The 21,559-nt window shown below is 70.4% G+C and carries 12 protein-coding genes and 1 pseudogene; 7 read left to right on the forward strand and 6 right to left on the reverse strand.

Annotation, left to right across the window (positions count from 1 at the left end; translation table 11 throughout):
* Positions 1–36 precede the first annotated feature (36 nt).
* Complete coding sequence (locus ACSRUE_RS06325; RefSeq protein WP_441290234.1) at positions 37–3,705, reverse strand: FIST N-terminal domain-containing protein; 3,669 nt, start codon at positions 3,703–3,705, stop codon at positions 37–39.
* Between the two features lie 459 nt (positions 3,706–4,164).
* Between ACSRUE_RS06325 and ACSRUE_RS06330 the strand changes: the two genes are divergently transcribed.
* Positions 4,165–5,457 carry a right-handed parallel beta-helix repeat-containing protein gene (locus ACSRUE_RS06330; protein ID WP_441290235.1) on the forward strand — a complete coding sequence of 431 codons (1,293 nt, stop codon included), beginning with the start codon at positions 4,165–4,167 and terminating at the stop codon, positions 5,455–5,457.
* Positions 5,458–5,606: 149 nt separating this feature from the next.
* On the opposite strand, the gene ACSRUE_RS06335 is transcribed toward ACSRUE_RS06330, so the two are convergent.
* Together ACSRUE_RS06335 and ACSRUE_RS06340 are read right to left on the reverse strand one after the other, a co-directional pair.
* Positions 5,607–6,860 (reverse strand): PP2C family protein-serine/threonine phosphatase, encoded by a 1,254-nt coding sequence (locus ACSRUE_RS06335; protein ID WP_441290236.1) that lies wholly within the window; start codon positions 6,858–6,860, stop codon positions 5,607–5,609.
* Between the two features lie 57 nt (positions 6,861–6,917).
* On the reverse strand, positions 6,918–7,940 hold the full coding sequence (locus ACSRUE_RS06340; RefSeq protein ID WP_437763154.1) for a hypothetical protein: 1,023 nt from the start codon (positions 7,938–7,940) through the stop codon (positions 6,918–6,920).
* A 619-nt stretch (positions 7,941–8,559) separates the two neighbouring features.
* Between ACSRUE_RS06340 and ACSRUE_RS06345 the strand changes: the two are divergent.
* Positions 8,560–8,766 (forward strand): annotated as a pseudogene (locus ACSRUE_RS06345) (ABC transporter substrate-binding protein); the annotation flags it as partial.
* Positions 8,767–8,781: 15 nt separating this feature from the next.
* Here the strand turns inward: ACSRUE_RS06345 and ACSRUE_RS06350 are convergent.
* From ACSRUE_RS06350 to ACSRUE_RS06360, 3 genes are all read right to left on the reverse strand, one after another.
* Positions 8,782–10,302: a hypothetical protein gene (locus ACSRUE_RS06350; RefSeq protein ID WP_441290237.1), complete on the reverse strand. Its 1,521-nt coding sequence runs from the start codon at positions 10,300–10,302 to the stop codon at positions 8,782–8,784.
* 113 nt (positions 10,303–10,415) lie between these two features.
* On the reverse strand, positions 10,416–12,038 hold the full coding sequence (locus tag ACSRUE_RS06355) for a hypothetical protein (protein ID WP_441290238.1): 1,623 nt from the start codon (positions 12,036–12,038) through the stop codon (positions 10,416–10,418).
* Between the two features lie 16 nt (positions 12,039–12,054).
* The gene (locus ACSRUE_RS06360; RefSeq protein ID WP_441290239.1) at positions 12,055–13,119 is read right to left on the reverse strand and encodes a PEGA domain-containing protein; all 1,065 of its coding nucleotides are present in this window, start codon (positions 13,117–13,119) and stop codon (positions 12,055–12,057) included.
* A gap of 566 nt (positions 13,120–13,685) precedes the next feature.
* Here ACSRUE_RS06360 and ACSRUE_RS06365 point away from each other — a divergent pair.
* The 5 genes from ACSRUE_RS06365 to ACSRUE_RS06385 all read left to right on the forward strand — a co-directional run bounded on the left by ACSRUE_RS06365 (position 13,686) and on the right by ACSRUE_RS06385 (position 21,294).
* Positions 13,686–13,880: a hypothetical protein gene (locus ACSRUE_RS06365; protein WP_437763158.1), complete on the forward strand. Its 195-nt coding sequence runs from the start codon at positions 13,686–13,688 to the stop codon at positions 13,878–13,880.
* 118 nt (positions 13,881–13,998) lie between these two features.
* Positions 13,999–14,640, forward strand: a complete 642-nt coding sequence (locus tag ACSRUE_RS06370; RefSeq protein WP_441290240.1) for an RNA polymerase sigma factor — start codon at positions 13,999–14,001, stop codon at positions 14,638–14,640.
* Between the two features lie 15 nt (positions 14,641–14,655).
* Positions 14,656–18,219: a type I restriction-modification system endonuclease gene (gene hsdR, locus ACSRUE_RS06375; protein ID WP_441290241.1), complete on the forward strand. Its 3,564-nt coding sequence runs from the start codon at positions 14,656–14,658 to the stop codon at positions 18,217–18,219.
* A gap of 25 nt (positions 18,220–18,244) precedes the next feature.
* A complete protein-coding gene (locus tag ACSRUE_RS06380) occupies positions 18,245–19,669 on the forward strand; it encodes an N-6 DNA methylase (RefSeq protein ID WP_441290242.1) in 1,425 nt (474 codons plus the stop codon).
* On the forward strand, positions 19,666–21,294 hold the full coding sequence (locus ACSRUE_RS06385) for a restriction endonuclease subunit S (protein ID WP_441290243.1): 1,629 nt from the start codon (positions 19,666–19,668) through the stop codon (positions 21,292–21,294). Before ACSRUE_RS06380 ends, ACSRUE_RS06385 begins: the two co-directional genes overlap by 4 nt.
* Positions 21,295–21,559: the final 265 nt, after the last annotated feature.

Below are 21,559 nucleotides of genomic sequence, written 5' to 3' on the forward strand. Positions count from 1 at the left end.
TCACTTCTCCAGGAGCGCGGCGGGCGGTCATGGTGCTCATCGAGGGCCTTCGGCCTGGGATTTCGCGAAGCTCACGCTGCGGCGCTCACCGCGCGACTCGATCTGGAGGGTCATCGTACCACCGGCCGGCGCGCGAGCCCACGCGTCCGCCGCGGCCTTCCCGAAGATCTCGACCGAATGGACGGGGCGATCGTTGACCGAGAGTACGACGTCCCCTGGCTCCGCGCCGCGCTGCGAGCGCTCCGCCGCGACGACGACGAGCTCGCCGGAGGAGCGTACCCGCGCCTCGAGCTGCGGGAAGAAGCGCGCCACGGTGAGCCCCTGGAAGGTGGCCGTCTGGCGGTAGAGCGCCGCGGCCGCGTCGAAGCTCTGCCGGGACAGCCTGTACCGCGCGAAGGCGAGCACGCCGCCGCCTTCCCGCCGCACGACGGCGTCCACGCGCTCGGGCGTCGCGAACGCGCCGACCTGCGCGAGGAAGCGCCCGGCGATGCGCTCGACGACCTCCGCGCGCTGCGCCGCCCCGGCCTCGGCCGGCGGCTGCGCGACGAGGAGCTCGGCCGCGGGAGAGCCCGCGAGCTCCGCGGCGAGGCCGGACGTGAGGCGCTCGATCGCGCCGTTGCGCGCCGCCGCGAGCGCGCCCGACTCGCTGGCCGCGGGGCCGCCGCGGCCGACGACGAGCACGCTCTCGCCCTCGATGACGAACGGCCGCTCCACCCACGCGGGCGGGAGGTCGTCCATGACCGACCAGCCCGCCGCGCCGGGGCCGCTCGCGGGCGGCCCCGGCGCGCGCGCCTCGCCCGCGCGTGCTGCCAAGGCCGCAGGCGCTGACAAGGCCGCAGGCGCTGCCGAGGCCGCAGGCGCTGACAAGGCCGCGGGCGCCGCCGAGGCCGCGGGCGCCGCCGAGGCCGCGGGCCCTGCCGAGGCCGCTGGCGCCGCGGCGGGGCCGACGCCGCCGCGCCACGCCGCGAAGCCGGCGGCCACGAGCGCCACCCCGCCGAGCAGCCCGAGGAACGCCGCGTTGCCGCCCGCGCCGCGCTGCTGCGCCTGGGGCGCCACGGCCGGCTGCTGCGGGCTCGCCGCAGGCAAGGCGGGCGGCAGCGGGGCCGCGGGGGCGCGCGTCGCGTGGGCGCCGAGGACGTAGAGCAGCGAGCGGGAGCCGTCGAAGGCGAGCGGCGTGTTGCAGCGCTTGCAGGTGACGCTCGGGTCCTGGCCGCCGCGGAGCAGGGGGGCGTGCCGATCGACCTCGACGAGCACCGTCCGGATCGCGCTGCAGGACGCGCAGCGGCCCTCGACGACCGCGGACTCGATCCGCGCGAGCTCGGGCCACGAGGGGCCCGCCGTGCGCTCGGCGAGCAGCCGGGGACAGCCCTCGATGCGGATCGCCTCGACGGCGCCGTCGAGCTTGCGGATCGCCGACTCGAAGCGCGCCGCGCCGTCGGCGGTGACCGCGGGGACGCTGCTCAGGTCGAAGACGACCTGGCCCTCGAGGCCGTCGATGATGCGGCTCCAGCGGATCGTCGCGGTCAGCTTGCTGCCCACCTTGACGCGCGTGACGCGCCCCTCGACGGACTTCTCCACCACGTCGCCCACGGCGGGCTCGTCGGCCCGCTCGAGCTCGAGGAGGATCTCCCGCACCTCCGGCGGGATCGCGCCGGCGCCGTGCTGGGCGACGAACCCGAAATAGGTCTCCGCGTCGTCGTCGAAGGCGCCGGCGCCTTCGCAGCGGGGGCACACCGCGTCGGGCGGCTTGCCCTCGGCGAGCGAGGCCGCGTCGTGGGCGCAGTCGACGAGGCGCTCGAACTGGGCGCCGCACGCCTCGCAGCAGTACGGCGCATAGAACGAGACGACCCGCCCGTTGCCGGCGAACCGCCGGATCATGCTGAGCTGGTTGATCACCGGCTCGGAGCAGCGCGCGAGGTAGAGGGCGCGGAGGCGCGGCTGGGCCGCGTGGATCATCTGGAGCCACTCGCGGACGCCGAACGACGTGATCCGCTCGACGCCGGCGAGGTCGAGCAGGACCTTGCCCTCGAGCTCCCGCGCGAGCGCCGCCCCCTTGAACGCCTCGGTCATGCGCCCGGCGAGCCGGACGACGAGCACGTCGCCGATCGTGCGCCGATCGAACGCGAGGCTGTCGAGGCGGCCGGCGGCGCCGGCGGGCGGCACGCTCCGCGTCGGCGCGGCGCGGTGCGCCCAGGCGGCGGGCGGCGGCCGGTCCACGGTGGTGGGGCTGCGCCCCGACGAGACCGGCCCCGAGGCAGGCTCGGCGCTGTGCGGGCGCGACGCCCTGCGGCCGTTCGGCGGCACCCGGATGGTCGGCCGCGGCTCCTCGCCCTCGCGCCCCGGCGACAGCGGCGACGGCTTCGGCGTCGCGCTCGACGCCGACGCCGGCGCGTCGAAGGCGGTCTCGGACGTGAAGGTCGAGTCCGACGCGATCTCGAGCTCCTCGAACTCCGCCATCCCGCCGGCCGGCTGCGCGACGACCCGCGCCGCCACGGCCGGCGCCCGCTTCGCGGCGCGCGGCCTTCGCTCCCGCGGGCCCTCGCTCCTGGCGAGCGGCGTGGGCGCCTCGGAGAGGACGGTGAGGGTCATGGTCTGGTTGTGCAGGTCGCAGTGGCCGGTCGCGTACGGCGAGATCTCCCCGTACGAGTAGAACCCCGTCACCTGCGTGCCCTTCGGCAGCACGTCCGCCACCGCCTCGACCTCTTCCTCGGTCCTGTCGCCCAGCACGATCCGGCGCCCCACGCAGCTGATCGCGATCGCCAGCGCGCTGTCCCCGCCCGCCCTCCCCGCCTCGCTCGCCGCCCTCGCCGCCTGCTCCGCGCCCCCGATCAGCCGCTCGAAGTCCGCCTTCATCAGCTGCACCAGGTGCCCTCTCGGCACGTCCCCCGCGAACGTCAGCGACTGCGCGTCGTGGTCCACCGCCAGCACCGTCCGCACCAGCGCCTTCTCGTCCTGCGCCGTCGCGCGCAACGCCAGCGGGAACAGGAGCGCCGACGCCGGCAGCTCCGCCGCCTTGTCCCCGAGGTACTCCTTGTACAGCGAGAGCGCCGGGCGGCCGTCGACCTCGTAGAGCACGTTGCCCTCCGAGCGCGTCACCACGCGCTCCGGCCCGAACTTGTCCCAGCCCCCCTTCGACCCGTGCTGGATGACCACGTGCTCGCCGTACAGCCCCACGGCCGCCACGAGCCCGCTGCGCACCACGTCCCCCGCGCACACCCACGTCCGCTTGAACTGCGTCCCGTCCCCGGACAGGCCCCCGGTCACCACCACCGACTCCGGCAGCACCGCGTTCAGCCCGCGCACCAGCTGGCTGCCGTTCACCCCGAGCCCCTCCGACAGCACGAGCACCCCGCGCAGCCCCGGCCGCTCCAGCTTGCGCGCCAGCGCCTGCCCCGCGGCGAACGACCCCGACGCGCTCGCCACCTCCACCTGCGCCGTCGCCAACGTCGTCCGCTCGAACCGCGCCACCGCCACCGTCAGCGTCCCGTCGCGCACCGACGTGCCCGCGATCTCCCCCGCGCTCGAGCACCCCACCACGTGCGACCGCGGGTACGCCCGCCGCAGCTCGCGGATCGCCCCGGGGTCGTCGAGGAGCTCCGGCGCCCCGAACGCCAGGACCAGCGTCCGCTCGCTGTCGAGCACCGGCAGCACCCGCACGGACCACTTCTTGGTGTCCCGATCGTAGTGGAAGGTCTCGAGGATCATGGATCTCCTCGCTCTCAGGCTACAGCACGCGGGGGACGGCGGGCGTCGCGACGTGACGGCGGAGCTCGCTCACCCGCCTGGCTGCGTCCTGCCCTCGGCGCGGCCGGCAGGACACGGGCCTGGTTCGACGGCGACCGCCGCGACGCGCCTCCCACCCACGCTGGCGCCAGGGAGCGCGTCCGCCACGCGGCGCCGAGCGTCGGTCCGGGACGTGCGCCGACGCTTGCGATGAAATCATGGGTTGAGCGTCGAAGCCGCTCTGTCATCGACGATCATCCACGCAATGAAATTCGCGATTTGGATTGCCGACGCCTTTTCCGGATTCCATCATTGCGGCGCTGACTCGCTGTACCCCTCGACGCTGGACAGCGCCGAAGGCGAGCACCGACCCACGCGGGAAGACGCTAGCCCACGCCCCAACGGGCGGCTTCGGCTTCCAGCACCGAGAGGAGCACCAGGATGAAGCCAACGATCCTCTTGCTGACATTTGCCGCGGCGTTCCTGATTCATCGAGGCGCCCTGGCAGCAAATCGCTATGTCGACTGCGACATCGGCGACGACGGTGGAGAGGGCACCTCGGACGACCCATGGCAGACCCTTCAATTCGCCGTCGACAACATCAACAACGGCGACACGATCATCGTGCGCCCGGGGTTCTGTGAGGGGTGTCGCATCAGCGAGTCGGGGGCGCCAGGCGCAGGGAGAAAGACCCTGCGGGGCGAGCCCGGCGTCACGATCGATATGCCGGGGATCGAGAACGCACACGGCAGCAACATCGAAGTCGAGCTCTTCGACGCCACGGTGAGCCACTGGATCATCGAGGGCTTCGAGCTGGCGAACGCGCCTAGATCCGGCGTCGATCTACGCGGCACGAGCGACATCACCGTCAGGCTCTGCGACGTCCACGACAGCGGTCGGACGGGCATCTTCACCGCGTTCAGCGACGATGCGGTGATCGAGTACAACGAATCCGCCTTCAACGGCGAGCATGGGGTGTACACCAGCAACAGCGGGGATCGCCCCCAGATCCGCGGCAACCTGCTCCATCACAACGCGTCCGCCGGCGTTCACATGAACGGCGACAGGAATTTCACGCCGGGCGACGGGATCATCACCGGCGCGACCGTCGAGCAGAATGAGATCTGGGAGAACGGCACGCGCGGGGCCTCCGCGATCAATTGCGATGGGGTCAGCGACAGCATGTTCAGGAACAATCTCCTCTACGGGAACCACGCGAGCGGCATCTCGCTTTACGCGATAGACGGGGCGGAGGGCTCGAGCCGCAACCAGGTTTACAACAATACGATCGTGATGGCGGCAGACAGCCGCTGGGTGATCAACATCCCGAGCTCGGAGGGCGGCATCTCCAATCCGGTCGGCAACAAGATCAAGAACAACATCCTATTTACACCGCGGATCGACAGGGGTTCCATCCTGATCTACCAGCCCACCATCGACGGCTTCGAGAGCGACTACAACGTCGTCGTGAACCGATTCAGCACGGACGACGGCAACTCGATAATCAACCTGAGCACGTGGCGGAACCGCGGCCACGACAGGAACTCGCTGGTCGCCTCTCCGGCGAACCTCTTCGTCGATCCGAACGCGCCGTTCGACCCCGATTTCCACCTGAGGCCAGGCTCCTTGGCCATCGACAGGGGAACGGCGGTCCCTGTGTTCATCGATCTGGACTGGGTCGCTCGGCCCCAGGGGCCCCGCTGGGACATCGGCGCTTATGAGTTCATCATGTAGCGGCCAAGGAACGGCGCCCGGGTCGCCCTCGCGGGGCGCCGCACACAGCAGCGCCGGACGCCGTACCTCCGCGAGAGGCGGAGCTCGACCGGGGTGGCGGCCGCGGCGAGGGCGTGCTGGACGATCTGCGGCGCGGTCCCTCGGGTCGGCTACCGCACGCGGGCCACGACGAGCGTCACGTCGTCGTCGAGGGCGCGCTCGCCGCGGAACCTGGACACCGCCTCGACGATCGCGTCCCTCGCCTCCTCGGGCGGGCAGGCGGCCACGCTCTGGAAGAGCGATCGCAGCCGCTTCTCGCTGAACTGCTCGCTCGACTCGTTCTCGCACTCGGTCACGCCGTCGGTGAACCAGAGGAGCGCGTCGCCGCCCTCCAGGGCGACGGTGCTCGACGTGTACTCGGCCGAGCTCGCCGCCCCGAGCGGCTCGCCCTGCGCGGCGAGCTGCCGGATCGCGTTGTTCCTGACCAGGTAGGGGAACGGGTGCCCGGCGTTCGCGAGGGTCAGCGAGCCGGCTGCGGGGTCGAAGACGCACGCCGCGCAGGTCATCAGAAACTTCTGCTGCCCCGCCTCGAAGATCGAGCAGTTCATGACCCGGAGCAGCTGCGCCGGGCTGATCGCCTCGCGCGCGAACGTGCGCGCGACGTCGCAGGCGGCCTTCGCCGCCCCCGTGATGATCGCGGACGAGATGCCGTGCCCGGTCACGTCGCCGACGACGGTGAGCAGCCTGCCGTCCGGCAGATCGTGGAACGTCCACCAGTCGCCGCCGCACTCCGCCGCGGGCTGGAAGTGGCTGGCGAGCCGCAGCGAGGGCCGCTCGATGACGTCCTCGCTCGGCACGAGCATCTGCTGGACGGCGCGCGCGACCTCGAGCTGCTTCTTCAGCGACGCCTTCTCCGCCGTGTCGTAGAGCAGCTGCACCAGCCGGTCCCCGAGCGCGACCAGCTGCACGCGGACCTCGTTGATGGCCTCGTCCGAGCCGCTCGCGCCGGCGGCGTCCTGGGTCGCGCCGCCGGGCGCCGCGCCGCTCAGGGAGAAGAGCTCGCCGAGCTTCGACGCGAAGCGCCGCTTCGCCGTGGAGATCGTCGAGCCGACCTCGATCGGCCGCGACGGCTCGACCTGCGAGCTCGCGGCGTCGTGGAAGATCGTCAGCGCGTCCCCGATGGCCACGACGACGCTGCGCAGGCGGTCCCGCTCGGCCAGGAGCTGCCGGTGCAGCGCGCCCATCTCGTTCGTGGAGAGGTCGAGCGAGCGGGTGAGCAGGCTCCGATCGTCGGCGACGTGGCGGTAGTGCTCGCTGATGCGCGCGACCACCTTGTGCCAGGTCTCCTTGTCGGGCGGCTCGCCGAGGTCCTCGAGCCCGAGGCGCCTGAGCTGCCGCGCGAGGAGCGGATCGATCTCAGCCATGGCGCCCGCCTCGGCCGGCTCGCCGTCCTCTTGCGCCGCGCGCGGCGAGCGCGGGCGTCACCACCCGGTCCGCTCCAGCGTCTCGATCGCCGGCGTGGAGCGCTCGAAGAAGTGGAGGGACGCCGGGAGCGAGCGGAACTCGCGCGGGTTGACGTCGAGGTCCCAGAAGGAGGTGACCATGGTCGAGGCCATGGGCGAGACGTCGACGACCAGCACGGCGCCGGCCGCGTAGATCTTGAGCATGCCGAGCCCTGCGCCGCCGCGCGACGTGTCGAGCACGGGGGCGCTCGTCGAGTCGGCGCCGCGGGCGCTCAGGCCGCGGGTGATGCCCTCGAAGACGTGGTGTCGCCGGAGGCCGCCGAACGGATCGTGGGCCTGGAGGGCGAGGTACGCGCCGTCGGTGCCGAGGCGCAGGGTGGGGATCTCGTTCTCCTCGAGCACGAGGTCGCCCCGCCTGTCGTGCGCGTAGCGGGGGCGGCCGCGGCGGTCGACGGGCGCGTCGTACATCGCGTTCATGAGCAGCTCGTGCGCGAGGGCGGCGAGCCGCTCGGCGACCCGCGCGGGGGCGCCGGAGCGCTCGGCCCAGTGCGCGACCTCAGCGACGGTGCGGTCGCGGTCGTCGCTCGTGCGGGGGCGCCATTTCACGATGGTGGCGCCCCAGGAGAGCAGGTCGGAGAGCCGAGGCGGCAGGGCGAGCGGCTTGAGGATGCGGCGGACGGCGAGGGCGATCTCCCAGGGCCGCGGCATGGAGGCGAAGCTCGGCCAACCGACGATGCTGGAGAGGCGGGGCTCCTTCAGGGCGGCGTGGAGGATCGCGTCGGTGCTGCCCGAGGTCCACACGAGCAGGTGCATGCTGGGGTAGCGCTCGGCCGCCCACTCGAGCGCGAGGTCGAGATCGGCGGCGTCGCAGCCGAGCAGCAGGGGTCGCTCGGACAGCCGGGCGCGCAGCTCGGCGGGATCGCCGGCGACGGGGACGTCCTGCAGGCCGGAGGCCGCGGACATCACGCGGGCGATGCGCTGGCCGACGACGCGGTTCCGCTCGAGGACGGCGATCGTCGCTTTGGGAGGAGAGGCGCTCAAGGGCTCACCGCGGGTTATCCCCTGGCAGCGGCTGCGCCCAGGGTGTGGACACGGCCCATTACATCACAGCGCGCGTCCGAGAGGTGCCGTGAAGACGCCGGGCCGCCGCGTGGGCGTGGAGGCGCGGGGGACGCTCGCCCCCGCAGACGACCGCACATGCAGGGGCGTCGCCGCCGCCGAGCGCCGGATCCGGGCCCTGTACGGCATTCCTCCGTCAAGCCGCCGTGCCGGTTACCGGACGCACTGCGACCACGCCGTCTTGTTGTTGACGGTGTGCTGCTCCCAGTCGAGCGTCGTTGGATTGTACTCGAGCCAGACGCCATCGGTCCAGTTGTTCGACGTGACCCAGTGCCAGGGGAGCGACGATCAGCGCCAACGCCGAGCCGAGATGAGCGCTCCAGGGCCTGTTCATCATCGGATTCGATCTCATGGAAGGAGCTCCTTGGCAGAGGGGAAGTGAGTCGATTTCAAGCTCAGGACGACACTACGACCTCTATCTTTTTCGCCGGCGGTTTGTCAACACGGTTAACTTTCAGACAGCGCCTCTTTTCCGACATGAAGCATGAAGGAGGAGGTCCGGAATCATGAAGAAGCCCCCCGCGCTCGACCTCTCGGGGGTGCGGAGCAGAAGCGCATCCTCGACGAGGTGCAGGTGCTCTACGCGCAGAACGCGCCGGTGATCCCGCTCTTCAAGAACCCGTCCTGGGGCGAGTACAGCACGAAGCGCTTCACCGGCTTCCCCACCAAGGAGAACCCGTACGCCAAGCTGTCGCCGAACAACCCGCCGGAGTACCTGCTCGTCCTCACGGAGCTCAGGCCGAAGTGACGCGCCGCGGGCGGTTCACTCGGGAAAGCGATAGGTCTCGTACCTCTTGCCGCGCTCTCCCCACGTCGATGGATCGTTGGGATTGCCCATACCGCCCTCGCTGGGCTCGCCGAGGTCGAACGTGACGTTCTCCAGCACGAGCTGGTCCTCATCGAGGTAGGCGATGCCGATGGAGTCCCCGCCGCGCCCTCCGCCGCCGTAGCCTCCCCAGCCCCCGTAGCCGCCGTCGCCGCCGTCGCACGCGCGGCCGGAGCCGTCGGGCCAGTAGGCGCCGGCCGCCCCGAAGCCCGGGTTGCCGCCGACCTGCGGCGCGCCGCCCCTCCCGGCGCCCAGCGGATACACCGTGGCGACCTCGCTGTCGCGCACCGTCACCTTGGCGTGCAGCGCGAGGATCCCGATGCTCGGCGTGGCGTTGTCGCCCCCCTCCCCGCCCTTGCCGCCGCAACCGCCGCTGCCGCCCCCGCCGCCGGGCGGCCCTGCCAGGTTGGCCGCTCCGCAGATGGCGAGGCTCCCTCGGCGACCGCCGCCCCCGCCGCCCCCATGGCCTGGCTCCCCGGTGGCGCCGTCGCCCGCCTTTCCTCCGATCCAGCCGGCCTCGGTGATGCGACCCATGCCCTGACCCGGCGCTCCGTCGGCGCCCCGCGCGCCCGATTGCCCGTCCTGGCCGTCCTCGCAGCTGCCGCTCCCGTGATCGCCCCTGCCCCGGAGCCCCGAGTCACGGGGATTGTCGGGGTTCGGCATGGGCAAACCGTCGGCGCCGTCGCCGCCATCGGCGACACCTCCATCACCCCCCTTGCCGCCCATCGACACGGGGCCCTCGTCACAGGCGCTCACCACGGCAACCCCGCCGGCCACGATCTCCCCGGTGCAGCCGAACGCGCCGCCCTTGCCGTTCACGCCTCTCTGCGCCACGGGCGGGCCCGACCAATCCTTTCCGTGCTCCGTCTTGTAGCTGGACGACCCGAGGATCAGGCTCCCGAGGATCTCCACCTCGGTGCCCGACCGGACGAAGACGGCGACCTCCGACCCGGCCGATACCCTCATGCCGACGATGGTCGTCACCCCGTCTTCTGCCCCCGTGTCGCCGGGCCGCGCCGGCTCGATCGTGATCGGCACCGTGTCGTCGAGCGTCTGGATGACAGGATAACTCCCCTCGGCCAGGCGCTCCCACGTCCCGTCGAGGCAATTGAAGCTCCCGATGAGATCCACGCCGGAAGGCACCGTGACCGAGCCGACCATGTGCGTGCAGAAGAACACACGCCCCCGCCCGGTGCGCGCGATCTCGATGGCGCGCTGGAGGGTCAGCACCGGCTTGTCCTGTGAGCCGGGGTTCGCGTCGTCGCCGAACATCGAGTGGACGAACACGCCGCAGCCGTCCACCGCGCGATCGGCGGTGAGGTACTCGCGACAGAGCGACTCCGGCGGCTCGGGCGCGCACGACCCGCCGAAGCACGGCGCGGGGCCTTCCTCGTAGGGGCCAAGGTCGATCCCGCACCCCACCGCCAGGAGCGGCAGCAGGAGGGACAAGCGCTTCATGTCTGCAATCCTCATCGCTCTCTCTCGACGTGACGCCCTCGCGCGGGGGTCGTTCACCATCTCGGCAATCCTCATCGGTCTCTCCCTGCGTGGAGCCCCGGCGCGGGGGTCATTCATCGCGGTGGCCCCGGATCGACGGCAGGGAACACGACCCATGCGCCAGCGGTGCCCGGATCGCGGCGGCTCGGATCGCTCCCTGAGCCGCCGAAGCCGGCGTGTCCATTCCTGACGATCGTGCCTGCCTCGAAGCTCACCTTCGTGACGCCCACGGTGGCGACGCCGACCGAGGGCCCGCCGAGCCCGCCGCCGCCGTCACCGCCGCGCCCGCCGTTGCCGCCCTTGCCGCCGTTGCACGCGCGCCAGTCGTCCCATGGCGTGTAAAGCCCGCCAAGGCCCCCGTCATGGCCCATGCCGCCTGCCTGGCCTCTCCCACCGCCGCCGCCGTCGCCACCGTCGCCAGCCACGACCAGCGAGGCGAGGAGGGTGATCTCGGCGCCCTCCAGCGCGACGATCCCGAGGCTCGCTCCCCCAGGGCCTCCGCCTTTGCCCCCGCGTCCACCGCAGCCGCCGCCTCCTCCGGAGCCGCCGGCGGCGCCGCGCTGGGGTCCGGTGGGATGGCACTCGATCATGGCGAACCTCGATTTGCTGCCCCCGCCCCCGCCTCCGCCCCAGCCGATGCCTCCGCGGTCGCCGTCGGCCCCTCGAACGCCTACCCAGCCGCTGGTGTCAAGGACACCGGCGCCTGCCGCGTCGGCCCCGTGCTCGCCATCCTTACCGTGCGCGCCCCCTTGACCGTCCGTGCAGGACCGGCTGCCCGCACCTAGCCCCCCTCGGCCCGACTGCGAGGGGTCGTCGATCCAGTAGGGCTCGCCATGCTGGCCGTCTTCGCCGGAATGGAGCCCCCCATCGCCCCCTCGCCCGCCGATCGATTCCATACTGTCATCGCACGCTGTAACCGCCGCCACGGGGCGCTCTGCGCTGCACGCAGGCGCGCCGTGGTTGCCATAAACCCCTTCCTCTGCCGTGATGATCGGCCCGTCTTCCCCCGGCTCCCCGTCCATCCCCCCGGCCGCGTGGACCTCGCTCGCCACCAGCCGGACCTTCGCCCCCTGGCTCAGGATCATCCCGATCGACGACCGCCCATCGCTCGCCGAGCCCTCGCCGGCAACGACCCGGACCCCGTAGATCGTCGACGTCCGCCCCTCGGCGGCGAAGACCCGGACCGGGATCCCCTCCGGCCCCGGAGCGATGGTGGTCAGCTGATCGGGCCCTCCGAACGACCACCCGAACGACCCGTCCCCGTCCGCGCAGCGACGGCCGCCCCAGAGGTCCACGCCCGAGGGCAGCGCGACCGTCTCCTCGAACGTCTCGCCGCACGCGTACACGCGCCGGGTCGGCTCGTCCCCGTCGCGCCGTCCGCTCGCGGCGAGCACGATCGCGCGCTCCAGCGTCCTCACCGGCTGCTGCCGCGTGCCCGGGTGGCGGTCGTCGCCCTGCGCGCGCACGAACACCCCGCAGCCGTCCAGCACCGGCCCCGTCACCGGGTCGCCTTCGCACGGCGAGGCCGGGGGCGGCGGCGCGGGCGGCAGCGCCGAGGCGCCTTCATCGCACGTCTGCTCTTCCCAGCAATGGCTCCCGAGGTACATGCACCCCGAGACGGCGCTCGCGCCGCACGCGCATAGCGCGGCCACCGCAAGCGAAGCCGCTCCCCGCCATGCCGTCCGAGACCGCGTCATGTTCGCCTCCATGCCCTCACCACGCCCCGAGCGCCATCACGCCGATCTGGTGCGCCGTCGTCACCGGCACGACGCGGAGCGCGGTCGTCGCCGGCTTCGATCGCGGGAACGAGGAGTCGATGAAGAACGACGCCGCGGTCGCCGCGCCGACGACGGCCCCCGTCGCGACAAGGGCGGTCCCGAGGACGCCGGACCTGTCGCGCTGCTCGCGCAGGCGGTGGAGCTCGGGGCACGCGGAGGGCTGCGGCGATTCGCGGCACGCGTCCGAGGTCCACGCGGGATCGCGGTTGAGGCCGTCGATCCGCTCGCTGATGTCCCCGTCGAGCACGCTCGCCCGGAGCATGAAGACGGCCCCCGACGAGACGGCGGCCGTCGTGACGGCGATCCCCGCGATCCGCAGCGCCCCCGGCCACGACGCCCAGGGCCCCGGCGCCGGGGCCGCGGCCGGCGCGACCGGTCGGATGTCCTTCGCGCTCGGCTCGGGGGCGCGCGGGGGCGCCTCGACCACGGGCAAGAGCGTCAGCGCTGCGCCGACCGTCGCCCCCGCGGCGAGCTCGACCCGCTGCGAGAGCTCCCCGTGGCCCGACAGCCGCGCTCGGAGCGTGTACGTCCCCGGATCGACGAACAGCTCGAGGACCGTGGCCCCCGTGCCGATCGGCTCCCCGTCCAGGAGGACCTCGGCGTCGGGCGGGGCGGCAGCCACGTAGATCCTTCCGACGTGCTCCAGCGCCTTGTTGAACCCGCTCGTGAACCGGCGGACGAGCGCCTCCTTCAGGACGGCGTCGTGATCGAGGCTCTCCCCCAGGTGCTCGGCGGCCTCCCGGTGCTTGCCCTGCTCCAGCTCGGAGAGCCCGAGATACCCGAGCACCTCGGCCAGCTGCACCTCGGTCATCCCGGCGGCGTCGGGCGCCGCCAGGGCGGCTTCGAAGCGCGCCTCGGCGTCCGCCCACCGCCGCCCGCCGAAGGCGATCCGCGCCTGCTGGCGCAGCGCCGCGGCCGCCGGCGGCGAGCCCCCGGGCGGCGGCGCCGCGCGCGAGGGCGCCGTGGCGCTGATCAACGCCCCGAGAAGGCAACTCCTCAACAGGACCGACCACAAGCGCAAGCGCGTCATCCAGGCGACCTTATCAACGACGTCGCCAGTCCGGCAACGGTGCACGCCCGCGTGGCGCCGCGCTTTTGCACGACAATTTTGGCGTCGTCTCTGGAATGCAACCAACCGACGCGTCGACGTGTCGTCCCCTGGGGACACACCCCGGCGCACCGTTCTTCGTCGCGCCGGTCGATTCTGTCACCTGTTTTCGCGCCTGGATCATCTGGACGGGCATGGATGTGACCGCCTGGGCGAGCGCGGACGGCGCGGCGCCCTGTCAGCTTGGTTCCGATCGCTTCCGCCGTCTTGCGCGCGCCATGCGTGCCGGAGCGCCCGAGCGCGCGGCGTTGGGGCTCGCGTCGGCAGCGTTCGAGATCACGGCGGCGCCTGCGGGCCAGGACGGCGCTGTATCGGCGAGACCGGCGGGCGCGATAGGGCGACTGGAGGCCACGGCCGCGCTCGGATCGGCGGATCAGGGCAGCACCCCCACGGCACGCGCGATGTCCGCCGCGGGCGAGATACCGTTTCGGGCGCGCACCGGTGTGGAGCGATCGAGGATGGATCCGAGGCTCGAGCGGGCGCGCGCGATGCTCGATCTCGGGACCGCCGAAGGAAGGCTATCGGCGTGCCGTCTCCTGCACGAGCACCGCGAGCGCCGTGGTCGTGGAGAGCACGCGGCGCGGCGCGACGCGCTCCTCCGGGAAGCGCGCTGTGAGCGGCGCGGGCCGGTCGAGGCCGAGGCGCACGACTGATCGCATCGCAAGAGACAGAGCGGTAATCCCTCGCTGCCCTGGCGCGCGGCGTGGCTCCGCGGGCGCGCTCGTTCGATCGCCCGGCGCGGCCGCGCTCCGTCTCGTGGAGACCCCATCGGTGGAGACGATCCTCATTACGACGCTGCCCGGTAGGGACAGCGAACGACCGCCCGCGCGTGCGCATCGCGCCATCGTCACGCTGGACATCGACGCCATCACTCGGCACAAAGCGATCATCGACGGCGTGCTGCGGCGCTGGAGCGTGCCGAGCAAGGATCGCGCGGACGTCGCCCAGGAGGTCCTGCTCGGGGCGTGGCAGAGCATGCGTGCCGGGCGGTTCCAGCCGCGGCCGGAGGTGCCGATCGCCGTGGCCTTGAAGCGATGGCTCATCGGCATCACCTGGCGGCACGCTTCACACTACGTGACGCGCGCATGGCGGAGGTACGAGGTCCTGGTGCCGGACGCGTGCCGTCTCTTTCAAGACCACGCCCGCTCGCCGCTCGGGCAGATGGAGGCTCGGGAAGCGCTGCGCGAGCTCGGGCGCGTGCGTCCCAGGTTCCGAGCCGTCCTTGCCCTCAAGGCGCAGGGATATACGTGCAGAGAGATCGGCGCGGCGCTGGGGCACAACCCCAACACGGTTTGGAATCGAGTGCGCCTCGGGCGGCTGTGGCTCCGGCGGGCCAAGGCTCGCCAGGATGGCGCCAGCCTACGCACATCCCCCGAGCACGACCTGCACCGAGACAAGCACGGTCATTTCTGATCGAAGCGGCTCGAAGTGCGCGTCAACCGCGCGCACCTGAACGTCTGCTCCTCGCGCGATACCGCCCGGCACGGCGGGTCGTTCCGCTTCCATCCGCACCCCGGGCTGGTGTTCCATGGAACGGTCCCCCCACCGACGCGCGAGCTCGATCCCATGCCCCCTGCCGCCTCGCCCAACTTCGCGTTTCTCGACCACCATGACCCGCGCCTCGTCGTGCTCGGGACGCAGGCGGAGCGCTACTTCGCCGAGGACCCGAACACCTGCCTTGTGAAGCTGCGGCAGTTCGGCGAGATCCTCGCTCAGCGCGCCGCAGCGCGCCTCGGGCTCTACATGTCGCCCGAGGACAACCAGGCCGCGCTCATCGGCCGCCTCCGCGATCGGGGCGCGCTCGACGCGACGACACGGCAGCTCTTCCACGACCTGCGCGTCGCCGGAAACAAGGCGACCCACGAGCTCCGCGGCGACCACCACGAGGCGCTTCACCAGCTCAAGATGGCGCGCGAGCTCGCCGTCTGGTTCCAGCGCTCGTTCGGGAACAACAGGAAGTTCGACCCCGGGCCCTTCGTGCCGCCGCCGGATCCCGCGAAGGAAGACGCCGCGCTTGCCGCCGAGCTCGAGCGGCTGCGCGGAGAGCTGGCCAGGAGCAAGGTCGACATCGAGGCCGTCCGAGCCGCCGTCGAGGAGGAGGCAAGGAAGCGCCTCACGGCCGAGGAGCGCGCCCGGAAGGAGGCCGAGGACCGGGCTCTCTGGGAAGCCCTCGCCACCGAGGCCGAGCAGAAGCGGTCGAAGGACATCGAGGCCTTCGAGCGCCAGAAGGCGCAGCTCGCCGCGGAGCTCGCCGCCCTCCAGGCCCAGGCCGTGGCTGCGCCTGCCGCGGAGGTTCAAGCTTTTGTCAACCGCGCTGCGGAAGCGGCGCAGGCGATCCACCTCGACGAGGCCGCGACCCGCCGGCTCATCGACAAGCAGCTCCGCGACGCCGGATGGGAAGCAGACTCCGAGCAGCTTCACTACAGGCGGGGAACGAGGCCGCAGAAGGGAAAGAACCTCGCCATCGCCGAGTGGCCGACGGAGACCGGCCCGGTCGACTACGCGCTGTTCGTCGGGCTCGAGGCGTTCGCGGTCGTCGAGGCGAAGAAGATGAGCGTGGATGTCGCCAACGTGCTCAAGCAGCAGACGACTCGCTATAGCCGCGGCTTCAAGGTGGAGGGCGACGCCAGGTTCGCGGGTGGTCCGTGGGGTGGGGTGCACAAGGTGCCGTTCCTCTTCGCCACGAACGGGCGGGCGTATCTCAAGCAGCTCGAGACCAAGAGCGGCATCTGGTTCCGCGACGCGCGGCTGTCTACCGCCCTCCCACGCGCGCTCCAGGGCTGGTACACGCCCGAGGGGCTCGTCGCGCTCTTCAAGCAGGACATCGACGCCGCCCACGCCAAGCTGGGAAACGAGCCCACGGGCTACCTCGACCTGCGCGACTACCAGATCCGCGCCATCCGGGCGGTGGAGGCGGCGGTCGAGAGCGGGCAGCGGGCGTGCCTCGTGGCGATGGCCACGGGGACAGGGAAGACGCGCACCGCCATCGGGCTCGTCTACCGGCTGATCAAGGCCCAGCGGTTCCGGCGCGTGCTCTTCCTCGTCGACCGGAGCGCGCTCGGGGAGCAGACGGTGGACGCGCTCAAGGACGTGCGGCTCGAGAACCTCCAGACGTTCGCGGAGATCTACAACATCAAGGGTCTCGACGACGTGCGGCCCGACGCGGGCACCAAGCTGCATGTCGCGACCATCCAGGGCATGGTCAAGCGCCTCCTCGATCCGAAGGCGGAGGGCGACGTGCCGCCGGTCGACCAGTACGACTGCATCGTCGTCGACGAGTGTCATCGCGGGTACACGCTCGATCAGGAGATGAGCGACGTCGAGCTGAGCTTCCGCAGCCTCGACGACTACGTCTCCAGGTACCGGCGCGTCCTCGATCACTTCGACGCGGTGAAGATCGGCCTCACGGCGACGCCCGCCGCGCACACCAAGGAGATCTTCGGCACGCCGGTCTTCCTCTACTCGTACCGTGAGGCGGTGATCGACGGTTGCCTCGTCGACCACGAGCCGCCGGTGTCCATCGTCACCGACCTCGCGAGGAAGGGGATGATCTGGAAGAAGGGCGAGAAGATGCGGCGCATCGACCCGCGCACCGCCGCCGCGGAGCTCGTCGACGTCAAGGACGAGGTGAAGATCGACGTCGACGGCTTCAACAGCAAGGTCATCACCGAGAGCTTCAACGAGGTCGTGTGCGCCGAGCTCGCCAGGCACATCGACCCCACGCTCCCAGGGAAGACCCTTATCTTCTGCGTCAACGACGCTCACGCCGATCTGGTCGTCAGGTTCCTGGAGGCGGCGTTCCTCGCTCAATACGGCAGCGTCGACGAAGGGACGGTGGCCAAGATCACCGGCCACCCCAGCGTCGATCGCCCGCTCCAGCTCATCCGGCACTTCAAGAACGAGCGCCTCCCCAACGTGGTCGTCACCGTGGATCTGCTCACCACCGGCGTCGACGTCCCGAAGATCTGCAACATCGTCTTTCTGCGGCAGGTCAAGAGCCGCATTCTGTACGAGCAGATGCTCGGCCGGGCCACGCGCCTCTGCCCGCAGATCGAGAAGACGAGCTTTCGCATCTTCGACGCGGTGGCGCTGTACGAGAACTTCGAGCGGCTCACCTCGATGACATCGGTGGTGAACGACGTGAGCCTCTCGTTCCAGAAGCTCGTGGAGGAGCTCAGGACGGTGAAGGACGCCGAGGCGCGGACGGTGGTGCTCGAGCAGCTCATCGCCAAGCTCCAGCGCAAGCGGCAGGTGCTCAAGGGCGAGAGCCTCACCCGGTTCGAGGGCATCGCGGGGATGACGCCGGCCGAGGTCGCGCGCTTGCTCAAGGCGGGGACGCCGGATGCGGCGTCGGAGTTCTTCGCCCAGCACGGGTATCTCGTCTCGCTCCTGGACGACAAGCTCGGGGCCGGCCGGCCGATGATCGTTTCGGAGCACGTCGACCGGGTGATCGAGGTGGGGCACGGCTACGGCAAGGCGGCGCGGCCGGACGATTACCTGGACAGCTTCGCGGCCTACGTTCGCGACCAGATCAACACGCTCCCGGCGCTCGTCCTCGTCACGCAGCGCCCGCGCGACCTGACCCGCGAGCAGCTCCGGGAGCTCAAGCTCGCGCTCGATGGGGCGGGCTACACCGAGGCGGTGTTGCGGACCGCGTGGCGGAACAAGACCAACGCCGACATCGCCGCCTCCATCATGGGCTTCATCCGGCGCGCCGCGCTCGGCGACGCGCTGGTGCCCTACGGCGAGCGGGTGGACCGGGCGGTGGCGAAGATCGGCCAGAGCCGCGCGTGGACGCCCGTGCAGCGAAAGTGGCTCGAGCGCATCGGCAAGCAGATCAAGGCCGACGAGGTGGTGGACCGGGCGGCGCTCGATCGCGGGCAGTTCCAGGCCGACGGCGGCTTCCAGCGGATCGACAAGATCTTCGACGGGCAGCTCGAGCAGGTGCTGGGCGATCTGAAGGAGGCGATCTGGGCGAAGGCGGCCGGCTGACTATGGTAGGTAGAGCGCGCCGACCATGACGACCGCCGATATCGTCCGCAAGCTCTGGGATCTGTGCCACGTCCTGCGGGACGATGGCATCACCTACCACGAGTACCTCACCGAGCTGACGTACCTGCTCTTCCTCAAGATGGCGAAGGAGACGGGCACGGAGAAGGAGCTCCCCAAGGGGTATCGCTGGGACGACCTCTCGGCCAAGGGAGGGATCGAGCTGCTCAACTTCTACCGCGCCACGCTGCTCCACCTGGGCACCGAGGCGTCCGGGCGCGTTCAGGCGATCTTCGTCAACGCCAAGACGTCGATCAAGCAACCGAAGAACCTGGGAACGCTGGTCAAGGAGATCGAGCGGCTCGACTGGTACTCGGCGCGCGAGGAGGGCCTCGGCAACATGTACGAGGACTTGCTCGAGCGGAACGCGAGCGAGAAGAAGTCGGGCGCGGGGCAGTACTTCACGCCGCGGCCGCTCATCGACTGCATGGTACGGCTGGTCCAGCCCAAGGCGGGGGAGCTGGTGCAGGATCCAGCGGCGGGGACGGCGGGGTTTCTGATCGCGGCGGATCGGTTCATCAGGGCAGATGACAAGATGTATGAGCTGCCCCAGCGCGCGCAGGATTTTCAGAAGAAGAAGGCGTTCTACGGGATCGAGCTGGTGGAGGACGCGCACCGGCTGGCGCTGATGAACCTGATGCTGCACGGCATCGAGGGGAATCTGCTGCGCGGGGACACGCTCTCGCCCGACGGCGCGCGGCTGGCGCCGGCAGATGTGATTCTGACGAACCCGCCCTTCGGGACGAAGAAGGGGGGCGGGCTGCCGTCGCGGGAGGACTTCACGTATCCGACCTCGAACAAGCAGCTCGCGTTCCTGCAGCACATCTACCGAGGGCTGAAGCCGGGCGGGCGGGCCGCGGTGGTGCTGCCGGACAACGTGCTCTTCGAGGAGAACACCGGGGCGCAGATCCGGTCAGACTTGATGGACAAGTGCGATCTGCACACGATCCTGCGGCTGCCGACGGGGATCTTCTACGCGCAGGGGGTGAAGACGAACGTGCTGTTCTTCACGCGCGGGGAGGAGAAGAAGGACAAGGGGAACACCAGGGCGGTGTGGGTCTATGACCTGCGGGCCAACATGCCGTCGTTCGGGAAGAGGACGCCGCTCGGGCCGGAGCACTTCGCGGAGTTCGAGAAGGCGTTCGGGAGCGATCCTTACGGGAAGAGCCGGCGGAAGGATCAGGGGGAGGCGGGCCGGTTCAGAAGGTTCACGCGCGAGGAGATCAAGGCGCGGGGGGATAACCTCGATATAAGCTGGCTCAAGGACGAGAGCGTCCGTGGGGCGGATGACCTGCCGGAGCCGGAGGAGATCGCAGCGGAGATCCTGGAGAAGCTGCGGGTCGCGACGGAAGAGATGGCGGCATTGCAGGTGGAGCTGGGGGTGGAGGCGTGAGCGAGTTACCTGTCGGCTGGGCCTGGGCAACGCTGCAGACCCTCGCCGAGATAAAGGGCGGGGTCACAAAGGGGCAAAAGCGCCGACAGGAAGAGCGCCTTCAGTTCGTGCCATATCTTCGAGTCGCTAATGTCCAGCGAGGTTATATCGATCTCTCCGAAGTTGCCCAGATCGAGGCCACGGATCGAGAAATAGCAGAGCTGCGGCTACAAGCCGGCGACGTTCTATTCAATGAAGGCGGAGACCGCGACAAACTCGGACGCGGTTGGGTTTGGGAGGAACAGCTTCCGCTGTGCATTCACCAGAACCATGTATTTCGCGCACGTATCTTAGGCGACGTCGTTCTGCCCCGATTCTTGTCGATGTACAGCAACACATTTGGACAAGAATACTTCGTTGGTGAGGGGAAACAGACAACGAACCTCGCTTCTCTCAGCCTTACGAAGTTAAGCGCTCTACCCGTTCCGATCCCGCCGCGTTTCGAGCAGCGCCGCATCGTCGCCAAGCTCGAGGCGCTCACCGCCAAGAGTCGCCGCGCCAAGGAGGCGCTCGACGCCATCCCCGCGCTCCTCGAGCGCTTCCGCCAGTCCGTGCTCGCAGCCGCCTTCCGCGGCGATCTCACGGCAGACTGGCGGGAGAAGAACCCCGACGTGGAGCCGGCCGAGGAGCTGCTCAGGCGCATCCGCGCCGAGCGGCGGCGGCGGTGGGAGGAGGCGGAGCTCGCCAAGATGCGGGCGAAGGGGAAGGTGCCGGGGGACGATCGGTGGAAGGAGAAGTACGAGGAGCCGACGCCGGTGGATGCGAGCGAGCTGCCAGAGCTGCCGGAGGGGTGGTGCTGGGCTTCAATTGGAGAGCTTGCGGAGGTCGGCACAGGCACCACCCCGTCCCGATCGGTACCGTCCTACTACGGCGGTGGCATCCCATGGGTCACTAGCGGTGCCTTGAACGAGTGGTTGGTCGGAAGCACCGATGAAACTGTAACAGAAACGGCGCTAAGGGAAACGAGCTTGACCTTGTATCCACCCAATACGTTGCTTGTGGCAATGTATGGTGAGGGTAAGACCCGAGGCAAAGTGTCCGAGTTGACAATCGAGGCAGCAACGAACCAGGCTATCGCCGCCATTGTCATGAGAGACAGTGCAGGCTCGGCGAAATCTTACGTCAAGCTGGCGCTGCTTAAAAGTTATGAAGACATACGCCTTATCTCGTCAGGAGGGGTACAGCCCAACCTGAATCTGGACAAGGTGCGTGCGATTAAAGTCCCTTTGGCACCGCTGCGCGAGATGCAGGAGATTGTGAAGCAGGTTCAGTCGTGTATCGCAAGATACGAGGCAATCAAGCGTCATGCCGTCGATGTAAGTAGCGATCTTGCGTTGCTGGACCGCGCCATCCTCGCCAAAGCCTTCCGCGGCGAGCTCGTCCCCCAGGACCCGAACGACGAGCCCGCCTCCGTCCTCCTCGAGCGCCTCCGCGCCGAGCGCGAGCAGAATGGCAAGACCCCCAACGGCGCCGGCCGCCGCCGCGCCGCCGCATCCCCGCCCCCTGCCCCGTCCGACCCCACCGTCCCACGAACGAAATCCCCTGCAAGCCGCCGAAGCCAAGCTCCGGCGCGTTCTCGAGGGTAGCAAGCAGCTCCGGTGCCGCACCGCCAGCGGCCGTACTCCTGGCAGCGGGCGCAGTGAGAGGCATCTGGTAGCCTCGCCTGCCGAATGGACCCACCGTCACCGCCGCGACCGGGAGCGCTCAGCCTTCGCAATGGCCAGCAAGTAGCCCGCGCGCGGAATGCGGCCGACCGCACCTGAGCCGTACGCACTACCGCATGAACATAATCGCCATGTAGATAACCTGTTGACGTCGCCTTCCAGCGGGAGAACGGTGCGCGCATCCGGA

Source organism: Sorangium sp. KYC3313 (genome assembly GCF_052075895.1).
Lineage (GTDB): Bacteria > Myxococcota_A > Polyangia > Polyangiales > Polyangiaceae > Sorangium > Sorangium cellulosum_B.

Bases quoted from the DNA above. Each gene is read 5' to 3' on its own strand.
- ACSRUE_RS06325 (WP_441290234.1), bottom strand. From the start codon at position 3,705: ATGATCCTCGAGACCTTCCACTACGATCGGGACACCAAGAAGTGGTCC.
- ACSRUE_RS06330 (WP_441290235.1), top strand. From the start codon at position 4,165: ATGAAGCCAACGATCCTCTTGCTGACATTTGCCGCGGCGTTCCTGATT.
- ACSRUE_RS06335 (WP_441290236.1), bottom strand. From the start codon at position 6,860: ATGGCTGAGATCGATCCGCTCCTCGCGCGGCAGCTCAGGCGCCTCGGG.
- ACSRUE_RS06350 (WP_441290237.1), bottom strand. From the start codon at position 10,302: ATGAAGCGCTTGTCCCTCCTGCTGCCGCTCCTGGCGGTGGGGTGCGGG.
- ACSRUE_RS06355 (WP_441290238.1), bottom strand. From the start codon at position 12,038: ATGACGCGGTCTCGGACGGCATGGCGGGGAGCGGCTTCGCTTGCGGTG.
- ACSRUE_RS06365 (WP_437763158.1), top strand. From the start codon at position 13,686: ATGGATCCGAGGCTCGAGCGGGCGCGCGCGATGCTCGATCTCGGGACC.
- ACSRUE_RS06380 (WP_441290242.1), top strand. From the start codon at position 18,245: ATGACGACCGCCGATATCGTCCGCAAGCTCTGGGATCTGTGCCACGTC.